The sequence below is a fragment of the Rhodococcus sp. MS16 genome (genome assembly GCF_013277795.1).
Classification (GTDB): Bacteria; Actinomycetota; Actinomycetes; order Mycobacteriales; family Mycobacteriaceae; genus Rhodococcus_F; species Rhodococcus_F globerula.
The window spans coordinates 19,739-45,528 of the sequence record NZ_VBTM01000018.1; the positions used below are offsets into that span (position 1 = coordinate 19,739).

Sequence of the window (25,790 nt, forward strand, 5' to 3'; positions counted from 1 at the left end):
CCCGAACACACCACGATGGAGCCATGAGTAATCCGACCTTCCAGGAACAGATCAACGATCTGTGGCGGACCCGCCCCGTGCGTCTACCGGACCAGGGTCACGTTGCCGGCGTATGCGCAGGAATCGGATACCGATACGGTGTCGACCCGATCCTCGTGCGCGTTGCCTTTGTCATCTCGACCATCTTCGGCGGCTCGGGAATCTTGCTGTACGTCGTGGCCTGGCTGACTTTCCCGCGCGCCGACATCGGCCAAACCGCAGCGGCGCCGGGTCGTCGCCACCGCTCGGACAAGCACACCAAAACCATCGTCCTGGTGGTAGCCCTTGCGATCGCCGCAACCACGATCGGTCCGCTCGGCGCCGGCCAGGGCGGTTCCGGACTGATCGGCGTCATGCTGATGCTCGGCGGCCTGTGGCTGCTCTACCAACGCCAACCTGTCCCACCGGTGCTGCCACCTTCGTCCACGCAGCACATCGGCGCCGGAACGGTCTATCCCGGAACAGGATTCACCCCGGGACCATTCACCCCGGGATACTTCGCCCCGAACCAGCCGCCGACGTACACGCCGTACACCAAGCTTCCCGACAGCTACGTTCCCACGGATCCAGCCGCAGCAACTTCGTCATCGGAATCGGCACCAGCAGTTGATCTTTCGAAGAGCGAGCCCGCCATCACGCCGCCCGCGTGGGACCCGCTCGGCGTTGCTCCCTTCGCTTGGGATCTCCCCGACCCCGTAACCAAGAACCCTCCCCTGCTACCGCTTCCGCCTCGCCGCCGTCGCTCCCGCTGGACCCTGACCGTCCTGGGCCTGGCGATCATCGCCGCCACCGCAGTCGGTGCCGCAGGCGCAGCAACCGGCAACGACTGGTTCACCCCCGGCCGTGTCGGGGCAGTCGGACTTGCCGTGATCGCACTCGGATTGATCTTCGGGGCGTTCTTCCGCAAGGGATACGGGCTGCTGATCGTCACCGGACCCCTCGTCGGCTTCGTGATCCTCGCGTCGCTGGTTTACCCGCTCGAGTTCGACGCGTCAGGTGAGCAGAAGTGGACACCGGCCAGCGTGTCCGAGATTCAGTCCTCGTACTCCGGCGGCTTCGGCAGCTTCACACTGGATCTGAGCGAGCTCACGTTCACCGAGGACAAGACCATCGACGTCTCGGCGGCATTCGGCGAGTTCAAGGTATTGCTGCCGCCGACGGTCAAGGCACAGAACGACTGCACAGTCGTGATGGGTGACGGATCCCGTTGCCTCGACGGTGGAGTCCACGCCGGCGCGGCGGCCGGACCTGATGCCCCCACCGTGACGATCAACGCCAAAGCCACATTCGGAGCCTTGGAGGTACACCAGTAATGAGCGACTACGACGACATCGGCAACAGCACCGAAGAACACGAGGAAACCTCGAAATCCAAGCGTCCGTCCGCACTTCTGCTCATCGCGGGAATCGCGGCATTCCTGGTCAGCGGATGGGCACTACTCGGACCCTTCTCCCTTGCCCCGGCAGCAGACATTCAATTCCGGTGGCTGTTCGTGGGAGCAGCAGTCATCGCCGGCCTACTGCTGGTGATTCTGCCGAACCGCAAATAGCTCGAACCACAAATAACACTGTGCGCCTTCATCAACCGCGGTCGGTTGACGAAGGCGCACAGCAATCAGCTCACTCCCACTCGATCGTTCCCGGGGGCTTGCTCGTCACGTCGAGAACAACGCGGTTGACGTCCGGAACCTCATTGGTGATGCGCGTGGAAATGCGCTCGAGGGTCTCGTACGGCAAGCGCGTCCAGTCTGCGGTCATCGCGTCTTCACTCGAGACCGGACGCAAGACGATCGGGTGGCCGTAGGTCCGGCCGTCGCCCTGCACGCCCACGCTGCGCACGTCGGCGAGGAGGACAACCGGGCACTGCCAGATCGTTCCGTCGAGGCCTGCGGACGTGAGTTCTTCACGCGCAATGGAATCCGCCTGGCGGAGGATTTCGAGGCGGTCACGGGTGACCTCGCCGATGATGCGGATACCAAGGCCCGGTCCGGGGAACGGCTGGCGTCCGACGATCTCTTCCGGCAAGCCGAGTTCGCGGCCGACTGCGCGGACCTCGTCCTTGAACAACAGGCGCAGCGGTTCGACCAGCTTGAACTGCAGATCTTCCGGCAGGCCGCCGACGTTGTGGTGGCTCTTGATGTTTGCGGTGCCGGTGCCGCCACCGGACTCCACGACGTCCGGGTACAGGGTGCCCTGAACGAGGAAATCGACGGTTGCGCCCTGAGAAGCGTTCTCGCCCAGGACATCGCTGACAGCGCCTTCGAAGCTGCGGATGAATTCGCGGCCGATGATCTTGCGCTTGGTTTCGGGATCGGTGACGCCGGCCAGTTCACCGATGAAGGTGTCGGCGGCGTCGACCGTGATCAGGCGAGCGCCCGTCGCGGCAACAAAGTCCTTCTCCACCTGGGTGCGCTCGCCGGCACGCATCAGACCGTGGTCGACGAACACACAGGTCAACCGGTCGCCGATAGCGCGCTGAACCAATGCAGCCGCAACAGCGGAGTCGACTCCACCGGACAGACCACAGATGGCATGGCCGTCGCCGACCTGCTCACGCACCTGCTCGATGAGCGCGTCGGCGATGTTGGACGCCGTCCACGCTGCCGGAATACCGGCGATCTCGTGCAGGAAGCGGCTCAAAACCTGCTGTCCGTGCGGGGAATGCAGAACCTCGGGGTGGTACTGAACGCCGGCGAGCTTGCGGGCGCGATCCTCGAACGCTGCGACGGGAGCGCCGTCACTGGTCGCGGTGACCTCGAATCCCGAAGGCGCTTCGGTGACGGCGTCGCCGTGGCTCATCCACACCGGCTGTGTCGCGGGAAGTCCGTCGTGGAGCAGGCCACCGGACACCGAGATGTCGGTGCGACCGTATTCACGGGTGCCGGTCTCGGCCACGGTGCCGCCGAGAGCTCCGGCCATCGCCTGGAATCCGTAGCAGATGCCGAACACCGGAATGTCGTGGTCGAACAGTGCCGGATCGAGCTTCGGAGCGCCGTCGGCATACACGCTGGACGGCCCGCCGGAGAGCACAACAGCCAAGGGCTTCTTGGCCACGATCTCCTCGACGGTCATGGTGTGCGGAATCACCTCCGAGTAGACCTTGGCCTCACGGACTCGCCGCGCGATCAGCTGCGCGTACTGCGCACCGAAGTCGACGACAAGAACTGGTCTCTGCTGCTCGATATCTGCCACACGTGCAGTCTAATCGCCCCAGCTAGCGAACCTGCGCACCCCCGGACTCTGCGCAGCATACGAGAGTCCGGGGGCGACGAAGATCACCTCGCTACGCCACAGTGTTATGCCACTCCGGGCGCTGCAGCCTTCTTGCCGCCCGTGATCTTCACAATCGGAAGAACCAGTGCCGCCGGTGCCGACGCCGGTACCACCGGCGACTTGGGGGCGATCGGAGTCAACCGCTCGTAGCCACTGCCCTGAGCTGGACGAAGGTCTGCCTCCCCCTTGTTCGGCCACAGCGACGCCGCACGCTCGGCCTGCGCCGCGATGGTCAGCGACGGGTTCACACCGAGGTTCGCGGACACCGCGGCACCGTCGACGACGCTGAGCGTCGGGTAGCCGAAGACGCGGTGATACGGATCGATCACGCCGCGATCGGCGTCCTCGGCGATAGCGCAACCGCCGAGGAAGTGCGCTGTCAGCGGGACGTTGAAGATCTCGCCCCACGTGCCACCGGCAACGCCGTCGATCTTCTCGGCAACCCGACGCGTCGCGTCGTTGCCTTCGGGGATCCACGTCGGATTCGGCTGACCGTGGCCCTGCTTACTGGTGACCTTGCGACGGCCGAACAGGCCCTTCTTCGTGTACGTGGTGATGGAGTTGTCGAGGTTCTGCATGACCAGGGCGATGATGGTTCGCTCGCTCCAGTCCTTGACCGTGAGCATGCGCAGCATCTGATACGGATTCTTCGCGACCACACCGAGGAACTTGACCCACCGTGGCTTGTCTCCACCGCCGTCGGTCATCAGCGTCTGCAGCAGGCCCATCGCATTGGAACCCTTGCCGTAGCGAACCGGCTCGATATGCGTGTCCTCGCTGGGGTGGAACGACGACGTGATCGCAACTCCGTGTGTGAGATCGAGATTGGGATCGACCTTGTATTTGCCTGCGCCGACAATGGATTCGGAGTTGGTGCGCGTGAGTTCGCCCAGTGTGCCGGACAGCTTTGGTAGCGCTCCGGTGTCCTTCATGTCGAACAACAGGTGCTGCGTTCCCCAGGTTCCGGCCGCGAGAATCACATGAGCGGCGGTGTACGTCCGACGGTTCTTGCGCGCGTATGCACCGGTGCGCTCGGTGAACACATCCCACGTGCCGTCATGGTGCTCGCGAAGTCCCGAGACGGTGGTCATGGGAATGATGTCGGCGCCCGCGGTCTCGGCCAAGCCGAGGTAGTTCTTGAGGAGCGTGTTCTTGGCGCCGTGGCGGCAGCCGGTCATGCACTCGCCACACTCGATGCACCCGGTGCGCTCGGGACCGACACCACCGAAGTACGGGTCGGCGGCTTTCTTGCCCGGCTCACCGAAGTACACCCCGACCGGCGTCTGAATGAAGGTGTCGCCGACGCCCATGTCGTCCGCAACGGATTTCATGATCTCGTCGGCCGGCGTCATGTGTGGGTTCCGCACAACACCGAGCATCTTCTGCGCCTGCTCGTAGTAGGGAGTGAGCTCGCTGCGCCAATCGGTGATGTGCGCCCACTGCTTGTCCTGGAAGAACGGCTCCGGCGGCTGGTAGAGCGTGTTCGCGTAGTTCAGCGAACCACCGCCCACTCCCGCGCCGGCCAGAATCAAGCAGTCGCGCAGCAGGTGAACCCGCTGAATACCGAAGCAACCCAGCTTGGGCGCCCACAAGAACTTCTTCAGATCCCAGCTCGTCTTCGCGAACTCTGCATCGGCGTACCGACGGCCCGCTTCGATGACACCTACCTTGTAGCCCTTCTCCACAAGACGAAGCGCACTCACGCTTCCGCCGAATCCGGATCCGACAATCAGGACGTCGTAATCCGTCGCGCGTTGCTTGCCCATCAGGACACCTCCACCGTGAAAACGTAGTTACCCGTCAGTATGCACCCGAATGCTGTGACTGCCACCACAAGGGTGCCCTAAGCGTAACCATAAGTATCACCAACGCGCGAAAGTCCTGAACATAGACCTGTGGCCCTGACTTCCCACAGGAAGCCAGGGCCACAGATGCAGACAAATCTAGGCGCGGACTGTCAGTCCGACCTTCTGGAACTCCTTGAGAGTGGAGTATCCGGCCTTTGCCATGGAACGACGCAAACCGCCGACGAAGTTCAGCGAACCGTACGGATCGTCGGACGGCCCGGCCAGAACCTTGTCCAGCGAAGGCCGCTCGCCGTAGGAAACCGGAAGGAGCGCGCCACGCGGAACCGAAGGGTGCGCAGCAGCGGACGGCCAGTACCAACCGCCGCCTGCAGCTTCAGACGACACAGCCAACGGCGTGCCGAGAACAGCAGCATCCGCGCCGCACGCGATCGCCTTTGCCAGGTCACCAGACGTAGCGATGTCACCGTCGGCGATGACGTGGACGTAACGCCCACCCGTCTCGTCGAGGTAGTCGCGGCGAGCCGCAGCGGCATCGGCGATAGCGGTAGCCATCGGCACCCCGATACCCAGAACCTCACCCGTCGTGGTTGCACCCTCGGAAGAGCCGTAGCCGACGATGACGCCCGCCGCACCGGTCCGCATCAAGTGCAGCGCCGTGCGGTGGTCACTCACACCACCGGCGATAACCGGAACGTCGAGCTCGGAGATGAACGTCTTGAGGTTGAGCGGCTCTTCCTCCGTGCGCACGACATGCTCGGCGGAGATGATCGTGCCGTGAACGACCAGCAGGTCGATTCCGGCCTTGACCAGTGCCGGCGTCAGGGCCCGCGCATTCTGCGGGCTGACGCGAACCGCCGTCGTGACCCCCGCGTCACGAACCTGTGCGACCGCTGCTGCCAGCAATTCCGCCTGCAACGGCGCCGCATGCAGTTCCTGCAGGTAGCGGATCGCGGCGTCGACGCCACCGTCGGTTTCGGCGATCTCGACAAGACGAGCCAGCTTGGCCTCGACATCGGCATGACGGCCCCACAGGCCCTCGCCGTTGATGACGCCGAGCCCGCCGCGCTTGCCCAATTCGATTGCGAACGTCGGCGAGACCAACGCGTCCGTCGGGTGCGCGAGGATGGGAATGTCGAACCTGTACGCGTCGATCTGCCACGTCGTCGACACCTCCTTCGACGAACGAGTCCGCCGGGAGGGAACGATGTTCACATCGTCCAGTTCGTAGGTACGACGGGCCGTACGACCCATTCCGATTTCAACGAGGTCGCGCACGCGCGCCCCTTTCTCGTGACTGGTGAACTAGCGAACTGAACTTAGCGGGCAGCGTAATTGGGCGCTTCGACCGTCATGGTGATGTCGTGCGGGTGGCTTTCCTTGAGTCCCGCAGCCGTGATCTGGACGAACTGAGCGTTCTGGAGATGCTCGATCGTGGCAGAGCCCGTGTAACCCATTGCCGCACGCAAACCACCGGTGAGCTGATGCGTCACCTGCGAGAGTGGTCCGCGGAACGGAACGCGACCCTCGATGCCTTCCGGAACCAACTTGTCCTCGGAGAGAACGTCGTCCTGGAAGTAGCGATCCTTGGAGTACGACTTGGCCTCACCGCGCGACTGCATCGCGCCCAGTGAGCCCATACCGCGATAGCTCTTGAACTGCTTGCCGCCCACCAGGATCAGTTCACCCGGCGATTCGGCCGTACCGGCAAGGAGCGAGCCGAGCATGGCCGTCGACGCACCGGCGGCAAGCGCCTTGGCGATGTCGCCGGAGAACTGCAGACCACCGTCGGCGATCACGGGAATGCCGAGAGGCTTGCATGCCGCGACTGCTTCGAGGATGGCCGTGACCTGGGGAGCACCGACGCCGGCAATGACACGGGTCGTGCAGATGGAACCGGGACCAACGCCGACCTTGACGGCATCGACGCCTGCGTTGACGAGTGCCAATGCACCCGAGCGCGTAGCGACGTTGCCACCGATGATCTGAACCCGCTCGCCCAATTCGTGCTTGAGCTTGACGATCATGTCGAGAACATTGGACGAATGCCCGTGTGCACTGTCCACCACCAGTACGTCCACACCGGCGTCGGTAAGCGCCATCGCACGCTGGAAGGCATCGTCGCCCGCACCGACCGCAGCACCGACGAGCAGACGACCGTCACGGTCCTTGGTGGCAAACGGATGCTGCTCGGTCTTGACGAAGTCCTTGACCGTGATCAGGCCCGTAAGCTTGCCGTTCCCGTCCACGATCGGAAGCTTCTCGATCTTGTGACGGCGAAGCAGACCAAGCGCGACGTCAGCGGTGACGCCCTCTTGCGCTGTGATCAACGGCATCTTGGTCATGATCTCGGCGACCGGACGATTCTGGTCGACCTCGAAACGCATGTCACGGTTCGTGACGATGCCGACCAACTGTCCGGCGTCGTCGGTGACCGGCAGACCCGAGATACGGAAGCGAGCGCACTTCGCGTCGACCTCACCCATCGTGTCCGACGGCTTACACGTGACCGGATCGGTGACCATGCCGGCCTCCGAACGCTTGACGGTCTCGACCTGGCCGGCCTGGACCTCCACGGACGAATTGCGGTGCAGAACGCCCATTCCGCCCGCGCGGGCCATGGCAATGGCCATCCGCGACTCGGTGACCGTGTCCATCGCCGAACTGACCAACGGGATTCGCAGACGGATATCGCGGGTCAGCTGACTCGACGTATCGACCTGGCTCGGAATGACATCGGACGCTGCAGGCAACAGCAGTACGTCGTCGTATGTCAGCCCGAGCATCGCGACCTTGTTGGGGTCGTCTCCTCCGGTGTGTACATGCCCTGCAGAACTAGTCATGCGGTCAGGACCCTCCATGGACCTAGATTCGCCTTTTCGGTAGCCGCTGTAACAGCTGCCTCGAAGCGGATTACGAAAGCTGGATATCGGATAGAAGGCACCTGCACAGAAAGATATTCCTGGCACCTTTTCCCGGCGTTGAACACCATGGTATCGGGCCGCACATTGGTCCGAACCATCCCACCCACGCTGCAAGTACGCGTAACGAGTGGCGCTGACCCCCCTGACCTGCGTACCGTGGTGCTGTGCGTGATCAACTGCCTCCCGGTCTGCCGCCAGATCCCTTTGCCGGCGACCCCGCTGACCCTTCCGCGGCACTCGATGCCATCGAGCCGGGTCAACCACTCGACCCCCAAGAACGGCAGGCAGTCGAGGAAGATCTCGCTGACCTCGCCGTATACGAGGCTCTCCTCGCTCATCGTGGCATCCGCGGCCTCGTGGTGTGCTGCGAGGACTGCCAACAGGACCACTACCACGACTGGGACATGTTGCGGGCAAACCTGCTTCAACTCCTCGTCGACGGCACGGTTCGGCCTCACGAACCCGCCTACGATCCCATGCCTGAGGCATATGTCACGTGGGACTACTGCCGTGGATACGCCGACGCATCCATGAACGAAGCGATGCACGGCGACGGATTCGACGCCTGACACACTGACAACAGTGGGCCGGCAAGCATTACGCTTGCCGGCCCACTGTTTTTGATTCCGTTGCTACTGAACTACGTTGCTACTGATTTACGTTGCTGCCTAACAGGTCTCGCGACGCTCAGGACGGCGTGTTCACATTCGGCGACGTTGTTGTCGTCCTCGACGAGGACGGGGTAGTTGTCGTCGGCAACGTTGTCGTTGTTGTTGTCGTCGGGTTCGCCGACGGACTCGGGACTGTTGACGACGGCGCAACTATCGCTGGGTTGGGCGTCGATGTCGTCGGATTGGTACCCGGCAACTCCAGATCCGAGGTCGGGCCAGGCAAAACGGGAATCGACGTCACCGGCGGGGGCTCGAGCGTTGTCAGCCCGTCAGTTGTGGTCAACGGCGGCGGCGCAGCCTGAGTAGTTGTTTCCTGAACCTGGGTCATCAACTTGCCCCAGCGTTCTACGAGATCCGTCTTCGCCTGCGAATCCTTCACAGCACCGGCACGCTGGGCAGCGTTGTCCAGAACCTTCTTCGCTTCGGGAATATCCCCGGCGGCCAACAACCGCTCAGCCTTCTCGAGCTCGGACGTGGTGTCGATCTTCGCGACTGTCGAATTAGCTTCTTCCGTGAAGACAACCTGCTTCACACCCCACAGTGCGTCGCCCGGTTCAGCCCCGTACGTGAGCATCGAGCCGCCACCGATCACCACCGCTGCGACAGCTGCCGCAGCGGCAACGGGGCGCAGTAGACGAAGACGTGAACGAGAACGTTCGCGATCGGCAATGCTGGGGGGCGCCGATTCGATCGCTGCGATCACATCGTCGAGAAGTGGGCCCTCCGGCATCGGGGTCGACACGACGTCATCGCGCCACTTCGACAGAATCAACGCCAGTTCGTACTGCTCAGTGCTATCGGTTGCTACCGGCCCACCATGGGAAATTGCCTCGATCAGCGCGTCGTCGCGCCGAACCGCAGCCAGATCCACCGGTGCACCGTCGTCGGCGAGACCGGCTGTGAGGTCATCGAGATCGGAAGAATCACGATTCTCGTCTCTAGCCATAGCTCTCACCCGCTTTCGTTACTACTTTTTTCAGTTTCGCGATCGCCCTGTGCTGGGCGACTCGTACAGCTCCGGCGGTACTCCCGACGGCGGCGGCCGTTTCTTCAGCCGACAGTCCGACAACCAACCGGAGAATCAAGATCTCTCGATGCTTCTCCGGCAAGGTGCCGAGCAGTTCCTGCATGTGCCGGCTGGATTCCGAATCGAGTGCTCGCTGCTCGGGTCCATCGTCAAGTGCAATTACATCCGGTACTTCGGCTACGGGCTCCGACTTGTTACGGGCGGAGCTTCGATGGGCGTCAGCAACCTTGTGTGCAGCAATGCCGTACACAAAAGCCATGAAGGGGCGTCCCTGATCTTGATAACGCGGCAACGCGGTCATCACGGCGAGACACACCTCCTGCGCGACGTCGTCGGCCGACAAGTGGCCTCTCTCCGCCGCACCCACCCGACCACGGCAATAGCGCACCACCATGGGTCGAATGTTTTCCAAAACCAAAGCTAGAGCTGTACGGTCGCCCTGCGCTGCAGCGGCGACCGCGGAGTCCAACTCATCGCTCGTATTTGTCATCGTCAGCGAAAATCCTGGCGTTACAGTGGCACTTCCCGAGCGGGTGTGCTTCCACTAACAGCGGAACCCTCTAAGAGTAACCATCCAGACCGACTGGTCCGCGCAGGCCTGGCCCGCCGCGGCAATGTTTCGACGTGTACAACTCGTCGGCTACCACGTGGCACACCTCACAGAGGCATATCGGTGGCGCACCTCACAGGGACAGTTCACGGAACACTCCCCCGCGTGCCGCAACCGCAGCGCCGAGTGCGGCCGAATTCGGTGTCGTGGGGCTCCCGCTCACACCCTCGATCAGCATCGACGACGCCCACGCCAACGGTAGTAATCCAGACGAACGACACTCATCGAACACTTCACCTGCAAGCATTGCCGCCTGGCCCGGATCGAAACCTGTGAGCGCAGCGCATCGCAAAAGGTCCGACTTGACCTTGTGCCTGAGCGAATCACCACCGGCGGCGAGTTCGACAGCGCGTTCAGCGTGTCGAAGCGCCCGCGTGAAATCACCGGAAGCGAGCGCAAGTTCAGCCGAGACCCACTCGAGCCTGATCACCTGACGCCACAACCGCGCCGACTCGCCTTCCAGACGGTCGATCTGCTCCGCGCAGCGCTCGAGCAGGCGCCATCCCAGCGCCAGGCGGCCCTGACCGAGAGCGTCGGCTGCAAGGCCGGTCAACGCATCACAGGCGGCAGCGACCAACTCGGGAGAGTCACCTCGTCCGGCGACAATGGCAAGCGCACGTCCGTCGTCGTACGACGCCTTCGCGTGCCAGCCCGTTTGCCGCAGGAATGACGCCCGCGTGCTTGCGGACAACGAGGCATACACACAGTCGCCATCTGCGGCCAGGCCGGCGGTGCGCCGATCCACCACGTTCAAGGCGGCACGCGCCTGCGCATACCGCCCCTGACCACTGAGTGCGACGGCGCTCAACCACCACTCCTCGATGGTTGCCGGAGCGGAAAGCGGCGCAAGTCCGGGCTCTGTCCCGAATGCCACGGACTGAAGAGTTATCGACACGGTCAAATCATTGCAGTGCCCTCGACCACAGATCGCCGCGAGGGGACCGCAAGATGCAACACCCGTGATTCCGCAGCCATTCACCAAATGTTCAACTGAAATTGAAACTTTCATTTTCTTGAATTATTAACGAATGCATATCCATTAGGTTAACTGCGGGTTACCTAATGGACAAACGTCCAAAGTGTGATTTGGGAACTTAGTCCCAATTCAGTCATTCGAAGGTCGCGCTAGAACGCCGACAATCACAGACGGCTGCGAGCGATTCCGCTTTGTCCATAATACGAATACTCCCCCTGATCTGCCACTTCAGACGAGGAATATCTGCAGAACTTTACACATCGCTCCACACTGTCAACTATTCGGCAACGGATCACTTACACACGAGGTGGTCGAAATGTAAATATTTCTCTCGTTAAATCTTGCTTTGCGAGATATGCCGCTCACCACTCATCGAGGCTATTGACGCGATTTACTCAGCACCCTTACGGTTAGCAAGCGTGAACGATAGAAAGCCCGGATAATCTTCGGGCTACTTGGTCCGCTCGTTGATCACGACGAGCTTGCAGTAAGGAGTCAACATGCCTGCACCTAATCATCTTCCCGGGCCGAACGCAGACATCTGGGACTGGCAGATGCACGGACTGTGCCGCGGAGTCGACTCCTCGATGTTCTTTCACCCGGACGGCGAACGCGGACGAGCCCGAGCGCAACGCGAAACACGAGCCAAGGAAATGTGCCACCAGTGCCCGGTTCTCATTCAGTGCCGCTCTCACGCACTGACCGTCTCCGAGCCGTACGGCATCTGGGGCGGGATGTCGGAAACCGAACGCGAACTGTATGCACGCCACCGACGGAACGGCCGCCTGGCGTCGTAAATCCTCGTAGGTCAAACCAAGCCTCCTTCTCCCCTTCGCTTGCACTGCACTGCACTGCACTGCACAACCTGCTTACCCCGCAGACCGAGACCAGAGAGCCCCCGACGAACTCGGGGGCTTTCTCGTGTCACGAGGTCTTTTCGTGTCTCGAGGTCTTTTCGTGTCTCGACCCATCCACCTCACTGCTGACTCCGAATGCCTTGTACGGAACGTGCACACCGGCACTTCATCTACGGAAGGCAGACCCATGAACACCTCCACTCGAGTTCTGGCAGTCACGGCAGCAGCGTCATTCGCACTTGTCGGCATTGTCGGTTGTTCATCCGACAGCGATGATTCGTCAGATGCCACGTCCAGCGCTGCGACGACAACGTCGAGCATGTCGATGTCGACGACCAGTGCAATGGCAGACCCCGCATCGGATCTCGTCGGGGCAGGTTGCGCGGACTACGCAGCGGCAGTGCCGACCGGCGCCGGCTCGGTCAGCGGAATGGCGCAGGACCCGGTCGTGACAGCCGCGTCGAACAATCCGCTCCTCACCACACTGACCGCGGCCGTATCCGGTCAGCTCAATCCGGACGTCAATCTGGTCGACACCCTCAACGGTGGTGAGTTCACCGTCTTCGCTCCCGTCGACGCCGCCTTCGCGAAAATCGACCCGGCCACAATCGACAGCCTCAAGACCGACAGCGCAACACTGACGAAGATCCTCACCTATCACGTGGTTCCCGGTCAGATCGCTCCCGCCGATATCGACGGCACCCACACCACCGCCGAAGGTGGAACGGTCACCGTCACCGGATCGGGCGACGACATCAAGGTCAATGACGCAACCGTCCTCTGTGGTGGCGTCAAGACCGCAAATGCCACCGTCTACCTCATCGATTCGGTGTTGATGCCGCAGTAATCCCCCTTGCTGTGCGCCTTTGCCAACCGCGTCGGTTACCAAAGGCGCACAGCAGTAGCGGCGGGCCAACAGAAAAGAACCGGACATGCACGCTACGGTTGTAGTCGATGAAACAACACGAACCTTCGGGGCGGGATTACTCAGCTCGGGTGAGCCACGCGACGTGAGTGAACCGAACGAGGCCCCAGAGCACACCGACGCTTGTCCGACCGACAATTCTGCAGCGCGCACCGCCCGGATCACGGAATCCCGCGAACTCGCGCTGATCCTCGAGAATGTCGCTCGCGGCGATCAATCGGCATTCGCCGAGTTCTACGACCGGACCAGTTCACGCGTGCACGGGATGGTTCTCCGGGTCCTTCGCGATCCGGGTTTCTCCGAAGAAACTGTCCAAGAGGTGTATCTCCAGGCTTGGAAAACGGTGGACACCTTCGATCCGGTTCGCGGGTCGGCCTTATCGTGGCTACTCACTCTTGCTCACCGACGAGCCGTCGACCGGGTGCGTTCGGAACAGTCGAGTACGGATCGACAGGCCCTGTACGACACCACGAATTCGACTCCCGAATTCGACGTCGTCAGCGAAGAAGTCACTCGCAAAGACGAACATCGCGCCGTCACCGACTGTTTGGAATCGGTGACGGCGACGCAGCGAGAAGCTTTGACATTGGCGTACTACGGCGGGCGAACGTACCGAGAAGTAGCCGAAGACCTCGGCGTGGCGATACCCACGATAAAGTCACGAATCCGCGACGGACTACTCCGGCTACGCAGATGTCTGGGGGTGAACTGAGATGGACGAAGAGCTGATCGGCTGGGCACACCCCTACGCGATCGATGCCCTCGACCCCGATGAGCGTCGGGCTGTCGACGTTCTCCTGGAAGGCACTGACGCGGCCACCCGAGCGGAATTCGAATCTCAGGTCCGGCTCGCCGCCGAGACGATGGCTGCTCTGAGCATCGTCGACGCAGTCGAACCTCCGCCAGGGCTCCGCGCTCGCCTACTCGACGCTATTGCCGAGACACCACAATCGCCGGAATTGGCTCCGCCGGTCTCCCTTGCCAGTCATCGCAAGCGTCGACGCCCATGGACCGTCGCACTAGCCGCTGCAGCGGCCGTGGTCATCGTGGCCGGGGGTATCGGAATCGGCGTCCAGATCACCGACAACACTCCGTCGCCGACCACCGTTTCCGAGATCATGGCCGCGCCCGACATGCACTCGACCACGCTGGACGTACCCGGCGGCGGCACCGCGACAACGGCGTTTTCGCCGTCCGAGGATGCCGCGGTGTTGACGATGAACGGTGTGACTCCCCCGAGCCCGGACCAGGTTTATCAGATGTGGCTGGTCTCGCCGGACGGTAGCACCATGACTCCGAAGGGCACCATGGCACCTGCCGACGTCAAGCCGACCACTCAGGTTGTACTGGACAATATCGGTCCCAACACCAAGCTGGCATTTACGATCGAGCCTCCCGGTGGATCGACTCAGCCGACGGGCGATCCGTTCGCCATCATTCCGCTGGTCTGAGCAGAAAACGAAAAAAGCGATCCCCCACCAACTTTCGGTGGGGGATCGCTTTTCGTGCGTGAAACCTAGTGGCTGTGACCGTGTCCGGTGTCAGCTACTTCTTCGGTCGGCTTCTCGACAACGGCGCTCTCGGTGGTCAGGATCATCCGAGCAACGGAAGCGGCGTTGACCACTGCCGAGCGGGTGACCTTGACGGGGTCGATGACGCCGTCGGCGAGCAGGTCGCCGTACGTCAGGGTCGCGGCGTTGAAGCCATGGCCCTTGGGGAGATCCGCAACCTTGCTGACAACGACGGAACCGTCGATGCCGGCGTTGGATGCGATCCAGAACAGCGGAGCGTTGAGTGCTGCGCGAACCACTGCGACGCCGGTAGCTTCGTCACCGGTGAAGCCGAGGTTGTCGGCGAGTTCGACGCCGGCCTGAACGAGTGCCGATCCACCGCCGGGGACGATGCCCTCGGCAACAGCAGCCTTGGCTGCGTTGACGGCATCTTCGACGCGGAACTTACGTTCCTTGAGATCGGTCTCGGTGGCTGCGCCGACCTTGATGACCGCAACTCCACCGGACAGCTTCGCCAGACGCTCTTCGAGCTTCTCGCGATCCCAGTCGGAATCGGTGTTCTCGATCTCGCGACGCAGCTGCGCGACGCGGGTCGCGATGTCGTCAGCGGTGCCTGCACCGTCGACGATGACGGTCTCGTCCTTGGTGACGACAACGCGGCGTGCGCTGCCGAGCAGGTCGAGTCCGGCTTCCTTGAGGGAGAGTCCGACGTCGGTGTTGATGACGGTGCCTGCGGTGACAACGGCAAGATCGTCGAGGAACGCCTTGCGACGGTCACCGAAGAACGGTGCCTTCACGGCGACAGCCTTGATCGTCTTGCGGATCGAGTTGACCACCAGAGTGGAGAGAACTTCACCCTCGACGTCCTCGGCGATGATCAACAGCGGCTTGCCGGATTCGGCAACCTTCTCGAGCAGCGGCAGGAAGTCGGGCAGTGAGCTGATCTTCTCGCGGAAGAGCAGGATCAGCGCGTCTTCGTACACGGCCTTCTGCGAATCGATGTCGGTGACGAAGTAGGGCGAGAGGTAGCCCTTGTCGAACTGAACACCTTCGGTGACAACGAGTTCGGTTGCAACGGTGGAGGATTCCTCGACCGTGACAACGCCGTCGGTGCCGACACGGGTGAGTGCTTCGCCGACCATTTCGCCGATTTCCTCGTCACGCGAGGAGACGGTGGCAACCTGAGCGATGGACTTCTTGCCCTCGACCGGAGTTGCTGCGGCGATGAGCGCCTCGACGACCTTGTCTGCGGCAGCGTTGATTCCGACGCCGAGTGCCATCGGGTTTGCGCCCGCGGCAATGTTCTTGAGTCCGCCGCGCACGATCGCCTGAGCGAGAACCGTAGCGGTGGTGGTGCCGTCGCCGGCAACATCGTTGGTCTTGGTGGCGACACTCTTGACGAGCTGTGCGCCGAGGTTCTCGAAGGGATCTTCGAGATCGATCTCACGGGCGATGCTCACACCGTCGTTAGTGACGGTGGGGCCGCCGAATGCCTTGGCGAGCACGACGTGGCGTCCACGCGGGCCCAAGGTCACCTTGACGGCGTCGGCGAGCTTGTCGACGCCTGCTTCGAGAGCACGCCGCGCGGTCTCGTTGAACGCAATTTGCTTGGACATCTGTTCTGTCAGCTCCTGAATCTTCGGGGCGTGAACGCATTCCGCCCCGGGATCCTGTGTGGACTCCGGGGCGGATCACGTGTGTCTTACTTGGAGACGACAGCCAGCACGTCGCGTGCCGACAGAATCAGGTACTCCTGGCCGGCGTACTTGATCTCGGTTCCGCCGTACTTGGAGTAGATGACCGTGTCACCCTCCTTGACGTCGACCGGGATGCGGTTGCCCTGCTCGTTGACGCGGCCTTCGCCGACTGCAACGACGGTGCCCTCCTGGGGCTTTTCCTTGGCTGTGTCAGGAATGACCAGGCCGGAAGCCGTCGTCGTTTCAGCCTCGTTGGCCTGGACGAGGATCTTGTCCTCGAGCGGCTTGATGTTGACGCTCGCCACGATGAGCCCTCCATGGGTATGTGCGCCCGAGGGTTGCTCGAGACGCGATTGGGTTTGACGTTTACGGCGCGTCACTGCAGTCCCGTCGTCGCGGGTGCCGGAACTCGATCAGCGCCAATTGGCACTCTATACGTGAGAGTGCCAACCCTCAAGGACTGGGCGGGTTTTTTCTCTTCGTCCTCAGCGAAATCAGACCCACGTCCAATTTGTTCACCTATTGTTCATTCGTGACGAACATCAACCGCCGTAGTTTCCTGACCTTTGCCGGACTCGGCGCCGTGGGCGCCGTAGGTCTGAGCGCCAAGCCGTGGGGACTGCAATATGCCGGCGCCGCTCCCCTGCCCACGTCGGGCGCGGGCACCACACTCGACGCAGTCGCGACGCCGATCGGCAGCAGCGGCTACCGCAAACTCGGAGCCGGTCCTGGCTGGGCAAACATCGTGCGCGGCGAACTCGCGGAACCCAAGTCCGGCCGCGAAGACCGTCGCACCGCATTGGCATCGATCGTGCAGTTGACCGACGTCCACATCCTCGACGCGCAGTCGCCGATGCGCTTCGAATACGTCCACCAGATCACCGGTTCCGCTTTCCGTCCGCAGGAAACGCTGACTGCGCATGGCCTGATTTCGCTTGTCCGAAGCGTCAATTCCATCGGATGCGGTCCGCACACGGCACGACCGTTCGACGCAGTTGTCACCACCGGCGACAACACGGACAACAAGGAACATGCCGAACTCGACTGGTTCCTGACCGCACTCAACGGCGGCACGATCGTTGCGAACACCGGTGCGAAGGACCGCTACGAAGGTGTCCAGAACTCCGGAGCAGATCTGTACTGGAACCCGGAATCGCCGATGCTCGACATGTACAAGAAGGCGGGCTTCCCCGAGATTCCCAATTTCTTCGGAGCCGCATTCACCCCTGTCTCGAGCCCTGGCCTGAACACTCCCTGGTACTGCGTGTTCGGCAACCACGACGATTCGGTGTCCGGCACCGTTCCCAGTGGCATCCCGCCGCTAGAGGCCATGTACACCGGATCGCTCAAGTTCGAGGTTCCCGGCTCACCGGAACAGGCCAAGCAGATCGACATCGCCACCAAGTTCGATCCGAGCGCCATTCCGGGAATTCTGTCCGCCTTCACGACGCCCCCGCGCCAGGTCACCCCCGACCCGGCCCGTGCTCCCTTCACGCCGAAGCAGTTCATCGCCGCGCACCTCGATCCGGCGCATACCGGTCCGGGTCCGGTTGGTCACGGATTTGTACCGGACGCCGATCACACCGGCATCGGTTACTACTCTTTCGAGATCGCTCCCGGCGTCGTCGGAATCAGCATGGACTCCACCAACCGTGCCGGCTTTGTCGACGGCTCCCTTGGCGCAGCGCAGTTCCGCTGGATCGAAGACACCCTTCGGGCCGGCAGCAGCACGTTCTTCGACGCTGCCGGGTCCAAGATCACACAGTCCCGCGACGACACCTACTTCGTGCTGTTCAGCCACCACACGAGCGACACGATGGACAATCTCATCCCCGACCCCGAGAACATCCTCGAGCCGCGCTTCCGTGGTTCGCAGCTTCTCGAACTGTTGCACCGCTTCCCCAACGTTCTTGCCTGGGTCAACGGCCACACACACGAGAACAAGATCACCCCGTGGCCCGGTGTCACGCCGGAACAGGGGTTCTGGGAGATCAACACCGCTTCGCACATCGACTTCCCGCAGCTCGGCCGGATCATCGAAATCGCGGACAACGGCGACGGCACCGTCTCGCTGCTCGCGACGCTCTTCGAAGCCGAGAGTCCGTACTCGGTCGATCACAGTGACAAATCGCCCGAGGGCCTGGCATCGCTGTACCGCGAACTGTCCTTCAACGACATTCACCGCGATCCCAAGCTGACCGGCGCCGGTGTCGATCAGAACGTCGAGCTGCTGGTTCCCGTCATTCGCTAGCGTCACCTGGCTTCGTCTGCCGTGTCCTGTGTTCCTTGGACCAGGACACGGCAGCAATAACAAAGCGGACGCCAAAGCCGATCAGCACCAGGTTGCAGACGATCTGAAGCGACACCAATGCCCTGGCCAGATCAGTTTTTGCGGCGATGTCCCCGAACCCGACGGTCGAGAACACGGACAGCGAGAAATAGAGCGCACCCATCCTCGACAACGGTTCGGTGAAACTTGTCGGGTCGGCCCCTGCGACAGCAAAATAGGTCATCGAGACGATCAGAAGATACGTCGGCACCACGACAGATGCCGCCTCGACGGCCTGCAACGCCGGCACATCCGAATTCAGGATTCGCTTGATCTGCCAGGCAGCGACACCCAGTACCGCGACACCGCCTGCGACCAACAGAGCAAAGGCGCTGACGGTGTGTGCGTCGGTCCACGGCAACAGGAAATACGCACAACCCAACGCGACGACGGTCAGCACCGGCCGCAGTATCGCCCCCGCGATCAATCGACGGCGTTGACGCGTATCCATCTGCCGGGATTCGACTTTTTTCCGCATAATTCAATATTCGGCAATCCCGCTGGTAAAACCACCGTTTCGGTACGAAAAGTTCTCCTCCTCACAGAAAACTGCCGAGCAATCGTGCCGATCGTTCTGTAACGTTCATGTAACGGCGATCGATATGCGGTCACAGAAACACCTGCGAGGGGGTGCAAGATGGGTTCATCACTGGGAATGTCGACGGGTTCGTCGGGCGTCTACTCCGCGCTCGTCGATACCGATTCCGCAGAAGCCACACCCGGTAGTTTGCCTGCCGAAACACGATTCGTCTCCGCCGATCAGGTAAACACCAACGTCGGAGACTTGGTGCGCGCGTCGATCAAGCTGATGACCACGCAGGTGTCCGATCGCGCCGCTGCCCCTCGGTCCATCGGGGTCACATACTCGACCGACCAACAGCTCGCGAGCATCCGATCCTCGCTCGCGAAGTCGCCGAACCGCGTTCGGCTCATTCCCGAACCGGCCGCAGTGCACGCCTATCTCGCAGAAACAGGCAAGACTGCACGCTACGGCGCCACCGCGCAGATAGACCTCGGCGACAGCGGCCTGAGCGTGTCCGTGGTCGATCACAGCGGCGAGATCCTCATCTCCGAACGCACCGACGCTCTTGCCGGCGCCGGCATCGACGCAGCCCTCGTCGCGTTTGTCACCGACAAGTACCCTCATCCACTCGGTCGACACACCGACACCGAACTACTGATGTCGCGCTGCCACGTCGCGAAGGAACAACTCTCCACCACTCGCAGCGTCACGATCGACCTGCCACGTGGGCCCATCACGATCACCCGGGTCGAGTTCGAGGACATTATCGCCGCGGATGTCGAGCGCGCGCTCACGCTGATCCGCAGCGTCCTGAGCGCGGCACCACACACCGTCGAGGCCATTGTCCTCATCGGCGGCGGCGCGCATATCCCCACTGTGCGTACGGCAATCGCAGACGCCGCACGAGTCCCGACGGTCGAATTCGACGAGCCCGAAGCAGCCGCAGCCAAAGGTGCTGCACTACTTGCAGATTCCGCGACGTCGTTGCGTTACCCGTTGGCAGGCTCGGAAACTTCCGAGCGCATCCGTCCGGCCGCCAAAGCGTCGGGCGCGCTGATCGGCGCGCTAGTCGTCGGTGGACTCGTATTGGGTTATGCCGCCAAGGAAGTCGTCCCGACCGACAACACGCCGATTTCGCCGGCCGGCACCGGATCGACCACAACGCACACCACAACCGACGTCGTTCCGAGCACCGGTTCCACAGTCATCCCGTCACATGACCCGGTGCCCACGGTTGTCCACACAACAGTCCCGTACCGGGCACAGCCGTACGGAACGCAGCCGTACGGAACGCAGCCGTACGGAACACAGCCGTACGAGACACATCAGTTCACGTTGTCGCCCGCGCCGCCGTCGGCCACACCGACGACAACCGTTCCGCCGACAACTCTTCCGCCGACAACCACGACCACCATCCCGGCCCGGCCGACACTTCCCGGCATCACGCTGCCGGATACACCGTCGTGGTGGCCGGAGAACCTGCCACAGATTCCGAGTGGGCCTTCGGAACTGGCTCCGGGCGAAGGCGGAAACGGTGGTTCCGGTTCCACCGAAACCACCGCCGAGACTCCCACAGAGTCCGCATCACCCGAGCCGACGACGGAGAATGCGGCGCCGACCCCCACCGCTCACCTGCCTGTACCGGTCGGCTGACCTAGCGCAGAACTTGGCTGATCGAGACGGACAATCCCGGATCGGTTGCAACACTCAATTCCGACGGCCCGGCTCCGGCACCGATCAGGTGTGCGGCCAGCGAAGCGATCATCACTCCGTTGTCGGTACACAACCTCGGCTTCGGGATACGCAGCGTGAGACCGGATTCGGCGCACCGCTGCTCGGCGAGGCTACGAATGCGAGAGTTCGCGGTTGCTCCTCCGCCGAGCACCACGGTGTCGACGCCGACATCCTTGGCGGCACGAACCGCCTTCATCGTCAGGACGTCGGCCACCGCCTCTTGGAACGACGCTGCGATATCCGGAATCGAAAAAGCTTCTTCCGCACGCTGTTTCGACTCCACATAGCGAGCAACGGACGTCTTGAGCCCGGAGAAGGAGAAGTCGTGACGCGAGTCGCGCGGGCCCGTCATGCCACGCGGGAACGGGATCGCGTTCGGATCACCTTCCTGCGCAGCCGCATCCAAGGCCGGTCCACCGGGGAACCCGAGACCGAGAAGTCGCGCAACCTTGTCGAAGGCCTCACCGGCAGCGTCGTCGACGGTTGTTCCGAGTTCGACGATCGGCTTTCCGAGATCCTCGACGTGCAGCAAATGCGTGTGCCCACCGGAGACCAGAAGGGCCACGCACGACGGCAACGGTCCGTGCTCGAGGGTGTCGACCGATACGTGGCCACCGAGGTGATTGACCGCATAGAACGGGATGTTCCACGCTGCCGCATAGGCTTTGGCTGCCGCCACACCCACCAACAGGGCGCCCGCCAGGCCGGGTCCGATCGTCACGGCCAGAGCGTCGGGCTTCTCGATACCGGCCGCCGCGAGAGCACGCCGCATGGTCGGGACGATTGCCTCGAGATGAGCGCGCGATGCAACCTCAGGCACCACTCCGCCGTACCGGGCGTGCTGATCCACACTCGACGCCACTTCGTCCGCCAACAAATCGCAGGTTCCGTCACCGTTCCAACGAACGATGCCGACTCCTGTTTCGTCGCACGAGCTTTCGACACCCATGACGATCATGCTTGCTGCTCCTCATTCTTGCGAACACCTACGGCGGGCCGCCGCATCGTGAACGCATCTGCCCCGCTGGGCTGGTAGTACTTCTTTCGGGTTCCGACGATCTCGAATCCCTCACGCCGATACAGAGCGATTGCCGGTTCGTTGTCGGTGCGCACTTCCAGGAACACGTCTGCTCCCCGGTCGTCCGCGAGAGCCAAGAGCGCATCGAGCAAAGCCCCGCCGATACCGCGGCGCTGCGCACCCGGATCCGTTCCGATGGTGTGCACTTCGGCTTCGATGTTGGGCGGCGCGCCCAACAATGCAACTCCGGCGTACCCCAGAACACGACCGTCGGGCTCACGAGCCACGAAGTAGTGATTGTGCGAGCCGGCCAACTCGGAGACAAAAGCCTGAGCGGTCCACGGCCCGTCCCCCGCAAAGAGGGCACGTTCCAACTCGGCACACCGCTCGGCGTCGTCGACCGTCATCGACGTGATGGTGTAACTCATTTGCCGCGTTCCGCCAGAGTCTTGGCGTCCGGGCGGCGTAGATACAGCGGCTCGAGCGGTTCCGGAATCGAACCGGCCAGAATGTCTTGCGCTGCAACAGTGACCAAACCGGCCGGAGACGGCGTCTCCGCAGGCTCGACCCGGAGATCGAAAAGGTCTACGTGCGAAGCAGATCCGGCAACAATCGTCGACGGCGACGCGTCGACGTCGCCCGGCGAATTCACTGCGGGGCCTTCCACTCGAACGCCCTCATCGTAACGAGCCCAATAGATTTCACGTCGACGTGCATCGGTCACGACAAGCAGGTTGCCTGGCGTCTGCACTGCCGCGGCAATGGCGTCGAGGCTGCACACACCGTAGACCGGGACACTGAGCGCGTCACCGAACGCGGCGCCGGTCGCCATCCCCACCCGCAGGCCGGTGTACGGACCAGGTCCCACGCCCACCACCACGGCGCCCAGGTCTGCCGGCGTGATCGACGCCTCGGCGAGGCATTCGAGAACATGCGGGGTAAGCACCTCGGCGTGTGCGCGGGGGTTCACTGTCACCCGAACGGCGAGCGTCGAAACCTCACCGAGAGGCGAGAGTGAGACAACTCCGGCGGTGACGGCCGGCGTGGAGGTATCAATCGCGAGAACAAGCACGATAACTCAGGGTACTCGCACGTGAAGAACTACTTTCAACGGTGGGAGCAGTGTCACGACGTCCATGCCCAACTGGCTGTCCGGACATCCGACTCGGGTTCACGGTGAAGCTGCACCCGCAAGTGACGCTCGACAAGGCGTTCCACGACGTCGCCGCCCCACTCCACCACGACCACCGCATCGGTGAGGTCGGTATCGAGGTCCAGGGCGTCGAGCTCGTCAAGAGCGTGCGGCCCGCTGTCGCCGAGGCGATACGCGTCGACGTGAATCATCCCGACGGGTGTTCCGCCGTCGGCGCGAATGCCGGGGCGATGCTCGCGCGCGATGACAAATGTCGGTGACGTCACGCGTCCCTGCACGCCGAGGCCCGCACCGATACCGCGGGTCAGTGCCGTTTTTCCGGCGCCGAGGGGACCGTCGAGAACCACGAGGTCACCGGCGACAAGTCCGGCCGCCAGCCTGCGACCGAATGCCTCCGTGTCTTCCGTCGTCTCCAGAGTGACGGTTCCTGATTCAGGGAGGGTTTCAGCCGACATCGGACCTCACTTGACTATGTGTACGTGAGACAAGACTCTCGATCGCATCCGTGACGATAGCCGGGAACTCCAGCTGGATCAGGTGACCGCCGCCGCGAATTCGCACCAATTCGGACTCCGGCAACGCATCCGCCAACAGTTGCGAGCTGGCAAACGGAATCATCATGTCCTGATCGCCGCAGATCACGACAGCCGGAGTGTGCGCGAGGACAGGCAGAGACCCACTCTCGTCATGCAATTCGAGGGTCCGCAGAAAATTGACGATGGTGACAACCGACGTGCGATCGAGCATCCCGTCCGACAGCTCGTGCAGTCGAGGGCTCACGTCCGTGCCGTACGACGCGGCCCGCAGGATCGGTGTGATGAGCACGCGCGCAGCGCCACGGGCATGCTGTACGACGCCCGGGGACGTCCGCACAGCCAGACGGAAACCGTCGATGATCGGATTCTGCAGATTGCGAGTGAGTCCGGTTTCGGCGAGACCCGCTGCGGTGGTCGATACCAACCCGACACCGACAACTCGGCCACCGGCGAACCATTCCGGTCGCTGACCGGCAAGCGCGAGCACTGTCATGCCGCCCATCGAATGACCGACAAGCACAACCGGACCGATCGGCACCTTGGCTTCGATGACCGACGCCAGGTCACGGCCGAGTTGCGAGACCGTACAACTCTTTGCGCGAGGCATGCCCGAATCACCGTGCCCGCGCTGGTCGTAGAACACCATCCGAACGTCGTCACCCCACCGCTCGGCAAGCTGACGACGCTGAAAATGCCAGGAAAACGCGCTCAGACAATATCCGTGCACAAAGACAACCGTCAGTGGAGCGTCGTCCGGCCCGACTTCGCGGACTGCCAGATCAACCCCGTCGTCGGTGCGTACAACGCTCGCGCGGTCCCGCGTCATCAGGTCGAAGTCTTCGTCTGCGTAGATCTCTCGACCTGGCCGAGTGGCCGTCTTCAACGCGTTGACGCCGGCCATGGAACCGAGTGCAATCGCACTGAGGAGCCCACCGAGGATGCTCATTCGTCCTGCAGTCTTCACGAGATACCCTCCCCGCCGATGTACGTACGTTCGGTTCGCCCGCGCAGGCCGGTCACGATCTCGTAGTGAATGGTGTCCAGCACTTCCGCCCAGGCTTGCGCGTTGGGTTCGCCCTGATCGCCGTTGCCGAAGAAGATGGCGGTGTCGCCCTCGCGCACACCGTCACCATCTGGTCCGAGATCGACCATCACCTGGTCCATGCAGATCCGTCCGACGGCTTGACGACGCTTACCGCCGAGTTGGACCTCGAAACGCCCGCTCAACGAGCGCGGAAGCCCGTCGGCATAGCCGACGGGGAGCAGTGCCAGGGTGGTGTCGCGCGGCGCGGTCCAGAGGTGTCCGTAGGAAACCCCCTCACCGGCGGCCACCTTCTTCACCAGAATCACCTTCGCTCGCAACGTCATTGCCGGTCGGAGACCGAAATCGCCCATCTCTGGTACGGGCGACAACCCGTATATCGCAATTCCCGGCCGAACCATGTCAAATCGCAGGTCAGGACGGGTTACCGTCGCCGCCGAGTTGGAAAGGTGCACAACCTCGGGTTCGAATCCGTGAGCCCGGACGTCGGCAACTGCATCGATCAGACGTTGCTTCTGGTGGTCGATGACGTCGTGGTGCGGTTCGTCCGAATGCGCCAGGTGCGAAAACACTCCGCGCAACCGGATCGTGCCCTCGTTTCGCGCCGCGACGAGGTCTGCCAGCATCTGCGGCCAGTCGGTCTGCGAGACGCCGTTGCGATTGAGTCCGGTGTCGACCTTCAGCGTCACCGTGGCAGTTCGTCCGAGATCCCGCGCGGCGGTCACCACCGCGGCCAGGTGCCGCGGAGACGAAACCCCGATTTCCACGTCGGCGGAAATGGCGGCGGCAAAATCGGCGTCGACGCCATGCAGCCACGCCAGTACCGGAGCGGTGATCCCCGCTGCCCGCAGGACCAAGGCCTCGCCGATCGTGGTGACACCGAGTTCGCGGGCACCGGCGGAGAGTGCAGTGCGCGCAACAGCAACGGCACCGTGGTTGTACCCGTCAGCTTTGATGACTGCCATCAGTGCCGCGTCACCGGCGAACTCACGAAGAACCCGTACGTTGTGGGCGATGGCATCGAGGTCCACGACCGCCTCGGTCTGCGGACCTCCTGTTGCCGCGACGCTTGCCGACTCCCCTTCTTCTGGGTCTTTCGGGGCTCTTCCTTCGGCAAGCTTCATGGCGTCAATCCTGCCAC

General features: G+C 62.7%; 25 protein-coding genes. 9 read left to right on the plus strand and 16 right to left on the minus strand.

Annotated elements, in window-relative coordinates; translation table 11 throughout:
* The first annotated feature begins 23 nt into the window (after nucleotides 1-23).
* Together FEZ60_RS28530 and FEZ60_RS28535 are read left to right on the plus strand one after the other, a co-directional pair.
* Nucleotides 24-1,352 (plus strand): PspC domain-containing protein, encoded by a 1,329-nt coding sequence (locus tag FEZ60_RS28530; RefSeq protein WP_033231321.1) that lies wholly within the window; start codon nucleotides 24-26, stop codon nucleotides 1,350-1,352.
* Nucleotides 1,352-1,588 carry a hypothetical protein gene (locus FEZ60_RS28535; RefSeq protein WP_045070771.1) on the plus strand — a complete coding sequence of 79 codons (237 nt, stop codon included), beginning with the start codon at nucleotides 1,352-1,354 and terminating at the stop codon, nucleotides 1,586-1,588. The genes FEZ60_RS28530 and FEZ60_RS28535 overlap by 1 nt, the downstream gene beginning before the upstream one ends.
* Nucleotides 1,589-1,658: 70 nt before the next feature.
* Here FEZ60_RS28535 and guaA read toward each other — a convergent pair whose 3' ends face one another.
* The 4 genes from guaA to guaB all read right to left on the minus strand — a co-directional run bounded on the left by guaA (nucleotide 1,659) and on the right by guaB (nucleotide 7,959).
* Nucleotides 1,659-3,230: a glutamine-hydrolyzing GMP synthase gene (gene guaA / locus FEZ60_RS28540; RefSeq protein ID WP_033231323.1), complete on the minus strand. Its 1,572-nt coding sequence runs from the start codon at nucleotides 3,228-3,230 to the stop codon at nucleotides 1,659-1,661.
* Nucleotides 3,231-3,334: 104 nt separating this feature from the next.
* On the minus strand, nucleotides 3,335-5,077 hold the full coding sequence (locus FEZ60_RS28545) for a GMC family oxidoreductase (protein WP_095886641.1): 1,743 nt from the start codon (nucleotides 5,075-5,077) through the stop codon (nucleotides 3,335-3,337).
* 177 nt (nucleotides 5,078-5,254) lie between these two features.
* Nucleotides 5,255-6,394: a GuaB3 family IMP dehydrogenase-related protein gene (locus FEZ60_RS28550; protein ID WP_095886642.1), complete on the minus strand. Its 1,140-nt coding sequence runs from the start codon at nucleotides 6,392-6,394 to the stop codon at nucleotides 5,255-5,257.
* Between the two features lie 41 nt (nucleotides 6,395-6,435).
* The gene (guaB, locus tag FEZ60_RS28555) at nucleotides 6,436-7,959 is read right to left on the minus strand and encodes an IMP dehydrogenase (RefSeq protein WP_033231537.1); all 1,524 of its coding nucleotides are present in this window, start codon (nucleotides 7,957-7,959) and stop codon (nucleotides 6,436-6,438) included.
* A gap of 245 nt (nucleotides 7,960-8,204) precedes the next feature.
* On the opposite strand from guaB, the gene FEZ60_RS28560 reads away from it, so the two are divergent.
* Entirely contained in the window at nucleotides 8,205-8,609 is a 405-nt protein-coding gene (locus FEZ60_RS28560) for a DUF5319 domain-containing protein (RefSeq protein ID WP_033231326.1), read from the plus strand.
* Between the two features lie 118 nt (nucleotides 8,610-8,727).
* Here FEZ60_RS28560 and FEZ60_RS28565 read toward each other — a convergent pair whose 3' ends face one another.
* From FEZ60_RS28565 to FEZ60_RS28575, 3 genes are all read right to left on the minus strand, one after another.
* Nucleotides 8,728-9,657: an anti-sigma-D factor RsdA gene (locus FEZ60_RS28565; protein ID WP_033231327.1), complete on the minus strand. Its 930-nt coding sequence runs from the start codon at nucleotides 9,655-9,657 to the stop codon at nucleotides 8,728-8,730.
* The gene (locus FEZ60_RS28570; RefSeq protein ID WP_033231328.1) at nucleotides 9,650-10,228 is read right to left on the minus strand and encodes a sigma-70 family RNA polymerase sigma factor; all 579 of its coding nucleotides are present in this window, start codon (nucleotides 10,226-10,228) and stop codon (nucleotides 9,650-9,652) included. Before FEZ60_RS28570 ends, FEZ60_RS28565 begins: the two co-directional genes overlap by 8 nt.
* Before the next feature lie 193 nt (nucleotides 10,229-10,421).
* Entirely contained in the window at nucleotides 10,422-11,222 is an 801-nt protein-coding gene (locus tag FEZ60_RS28575; protein WP_257013090.1) for a hypothetical protein, read from the minus strand.
* Nucleotides 11,223-11,824: 602 nt separating this feature from the next.
* On the opposite strand from FEZ60_RS28575, the gene FEZ60_RS28580 reads away from it, so the two are divergent.
* From FEZ60_RS28580 to FEZ60_RS28595, 4 genes are all read left to right on the plus strand, one after another.
* A complete protein-coding gene (locus tag FEZ60_RS28580; RefSeq protein WP_033231330.1) occupies nucleotides 11,825-12,121 on the plus strand; it encodes a WhiB family transcriptional regulator in 297 nt (98 codons plus the stop codon).
* 247 nt (nucleotides 12,122-12,368) lie between these two features.
* Complete coding sequence (locus FEZ60_RS28585) at nucleotides 12,369-13,028, plus strand: fasciclin domain-containing protein (RefSeq protein ID WP_033231331.1); 660 nt, start codon at nucleotides 12,369-12,371, stop codon at nucleotides 13,026-13,028.
* 163 nt (nucleotides 13,029-13,191) lie between these two features.
* Nucleotides 13,192-13,818 carry a sigma-70 family RNA polymerase sigma factor gene (locus FEZ60_RS28590; RefSeq protein ID WP_255285218.1) on the plus strand — a complete coding sequence of 209 codons (627 nt, stop codon included), beginning with the start codon at nucleotides 13,192-13,194 and terminating at the stop codon, nucleotides 13,816-13,818.
* Between the two features lies 1 nt (nucleotide 13,819).
* Nucleotides 13,820-14,557 carry an anti-sigma factor gene (locus FEZ60_RS28595; protein ID WP_045070776.1) on the plus strand — a complete coding sequence of 246 codons (738 nt, stop codon included), beginning with the start codon at nucleotides 13,820-13,822 and terminating at the stop codon, nucleotides 14,555-14,557.
* A 65-nt stretch (nucleotides 14,558-14,622) separates the two neighbouring features.
* On the opposite strand, the gene groL is transcribed toward FEZ60_RS28595, so the two are convergent.
* A complete protein-coding gene (groL, locus tag FEZ60_RS28600) occupies nucleotides 14,623-16,233 on the minus strand; it encodes a chaperonin GroEL (protein WP_033231334.1) in 1,611 nt (536 codons plus the stop codon).
* Nucleotides 16,234-16,319: 86 nt separating this feature from the next.
* Nucleotides 16,320-16,619: a co-chaperone GroES gene (groES, locus tag FEZ60_RS28605; protein ID WP_003940763.1), complete on the minus strand. Its 300-nt coding sequence runs from the start codon at nucleotides 16,617-16,619 to the stop codon at nucleotides 16,320-16,322.
* A 227-nt stretch (nucleotides 16,620-16,846) separates the two neighbouring features.
* On the opposite strand from groES, the gene FEZ60_RS28610 reads away from it, so the two are divergent.
* The gene (locus FEZ60_RS28610; protein WP_172937668.1) at nucleotides 16,847-18,565 is read left to right on the plus strand and encodes a TIGR03767 family metallophosphoesterase; all 1,719 of its coding nucleotides are present in this window, start codon (nucleotides 16,847-16,849) and stop codon (nucleotides 18,563-18,565) included.
* Here the strand turns inward: FEZ60_RS28610 and FEZ60_RS28615 are convergent.
* Nucleotides 18,555-19,121 carry a potassium channel family protein gene (locus FEZ60_RS28615; RefSeq protein ID WP_033231335.1) on the minus strand — a complete coding sequence of 189 codons (567 nt, stop codon included), beginning with the start codon at nucleotides 19,119-19,121 and terminating at the stop codon, nucleotides 18,555-18,557. The two genes, FEZ60_RS28610 and FEZ60_RS28615, sit on opposite strands and share 11 nt — an antisense overlap.
* 159 nt (nucleotides 19,122-19,280) lie before the next feature.
* Here FEZ60_RS28615 and FEZ60_RS28620 point away from each other — a divergent pair, with 159 nt between their 5' ends.
* A complete protein-coding gene (locus FEZ60_RS28620) occupies nucleotides 19,281-20,819 on the plus strand; it encodes an Hsp70 family protein (RefSeq protein WP_172937669.1) in 1,539 nt (512 codons plus the stop codon).
* A 1-nt stretch (nucleotide 20,820) separates the two neighbouring features.
* On the opposite strand, the gene tsaD is transcribed toward FEZ60_RS28620, so the two are convergent.
* The 6 genes from tsaD to alr are packed head-to-tail and all read right to left on the minus strand — an operon-like array spanning nucleotide 20,821 to nucleotide 25,773.
* A complete protein-coding gene (tsaD, locus tag FEZ60_RS28625; RefSeq protein ID WP_033231336.1) occupies nucleotides 20,821-21,858 on the minus strand; it encodes a tRNA (adenosine(37)-N6)-threonylcarbamoyltransferase complex transferase subunit TsaD in 1,038 nt (345 codons plus the stop codon).
* Nucleotides 21,855-22,346, minus strand: coding sequence for a ribosomal protein S18-alanine N-acetyltransferase (gene rimI, locus FEZ60_RS28630; protein ID WP_033231337.1), 492 nt, complete (start codon nucleotides 22,344-22,346; stop codon nucleotides 21,855-21,857). The genes tsaD and rimI overlap by 4 nt, the downstream gene beginning before the upstream one ends.
* Nucleotides 22,343-22,990 carry a tRNA (adenosine(37)-N6)-threonylcarbamoyltransferase complex dimerization subunit type 1 TsaB gene (gene tsaB, locus FEZ60_RS28635; protein WP_033231338.1) on the minus strand — a complete coding sequence of 216 codons (648 nt, stop codon included), beginning with the start codon at nucleotides 22,988-22,990 and terminating at the stop codon, nucleotides 22,343-22,345. Before tsaB ends, rimI begins: the two co-directional genes overlap by 4 nt.
* Before the next feature lie 53 nt (nucleotides 22,991-23,043).
* Nucleotides 23,044-23,526, minus strand: a complete 483-nt coding sequence (tsaE, locus tag FEZ60_RS28640) for a tRNA (adenosine(37)-N6)-threonylcarbamoyltransferase complex ATPase subunit type 1 TsaE (RefSeq protein WP_033231339.1) — start codon at nucleotides 23,524-23,526, stop codon at nucleotides 23,044-23,046.
* The gene (locus FEZ60_RS28645) at nucleotides 23,516-24,571 is read right to left on the minus strand and encodes an alpha/beta hydrolase (RefSeq protein WP_084703047.1); all 1,056 of its coding nucleotides are present in this window, start codon (nucleotides 24,569-24,571) and stop codon (nucleotides 23,516-23,518) included. The genes tsaE and FEZ60_RS28645 overlap by 11 nt, the downstream gene beginning before the upstream one ends.
* On the minus strand, nucleotides 24,568-25,773 hold the full coding sequence (gene alr / locus FEZ60_RS28650; RefSeq protein WP_045070789.1) for an alanine racemase: 1,206 nt from the start codon (nucleotides 25,771-25,773) through the stop codon (nucleotides 24,568-24,570). Before alr ends, FEZ60_RS28645 begins: the two co-directional genes overlap by 4 nt.
* Nucleotides 25,774-25,790: the final 17 nt, after the last annotated feature.

Coding starts and splice junctions, on each gene's coding strand:
- FEZ60_RS28530 (WP_033231321.1), top strand. CDS start 24: ATGAGTAATCCGACCTTCCAGGAACAGATCAACGATCTGTGGCGGACC.
- FEZ60_RS28535 (WP_045070771.1), top strand. CDS start 1,352: ATGAGCGACTACGACGACATCGGCAACAGCACCGAAGAACACGAGGAA.
- FEZ60_RS28545 (WP_095886641.1), bottom strand. CDS start 5,077: ATGGGCAAGCAACGCGCGACGGATTACGACGTCCTGATTGTCGGATCC.
- guaB (WP_033231537.1), bottom strand. CDS start 7,959: ATGACTAGTTCTGCAGGGCATGTACACACCGGAGGAGACGACCCCAAC.
- FEZ60_RS28565 (WP_033231327.1), bottom strand. CDS start 9,657: ATGGCTAGAGACGAGAATCGTGATTCTTCCGATCTCGATGACCTCACA.
- FEZ60_RS28570 (WP_033231328.1), bottom strand. CDS start 10,228: ATGACAAATACGAGCGATGAGTTGGACTCCGCGGTCGCCGCTGCAGCG.
- FEZ60_RS28580 (WP_033231330.1), top strand. CDS start 11,825: ATGCCTGCACCTAATCATCTTCCCGGGCCGAACGCAGACATCTGGGAC.
- FEZ60_RS28585 (WP_033231331.1), top strand. CDS start 12,369: ATGAACACCTCCACTCGAGTTCTGGCAGTCACGGCAGCAGCGTCATTC.
- FEZ60_RS28595 (WP_045070776.1), top strand. CDS start 13,820: ATGGACGAAGAGCTGATCGGCTGGGCACACCCCTACGCGATCGATGCC.
- groL (WP_033231334.1), bottom strand. CDS start 16,233: ATGTCCAAGCAAATTGCGTTCAACGAGACCGCGCGGCGTGCTCTCGAA.
- FEZ60_RS28615 (WP_033231335.1), bottom strand. CDS start 19,121: ATGCGGAAAAAAGTCGAATCCCGGCAGATGGATACGCGTCAACGCCGT.
- FEZ60_RS28620 (WP_172937669.1), top strand. CDS start 19,281: ATGGGTTCATCACTGGGAATGTCGACGGGTTCGTCGGGCGTCTACTCC.
- tsaD (WP_033231336.1), bottom strand. CDS start 21,858: ATGATCGTCATGGGTGTCGAAAGCTCGTGCGACGAAACAGGAGTCGGC.
- rimI (WP_033231337.1), bottom strand. CDS start 22,346: ATGAGTTACACCATCACGTCGATGACGGTCGACGACGCCGAGCGGTGT.
- tsaE (WP_033231339.1), bottom strand. CDS start 23,526: ATGTCGGCTGAAACCCTCCCTGAATCAGGAACCGTCACTCTGGAGACG.
- alr (WP_045070789.1), bottom strand. CDS start 25,773: ATGAAGCTTGCCGAAGGAAGAGCCCCGAAAGACCCAGAAGAAGGGGAG.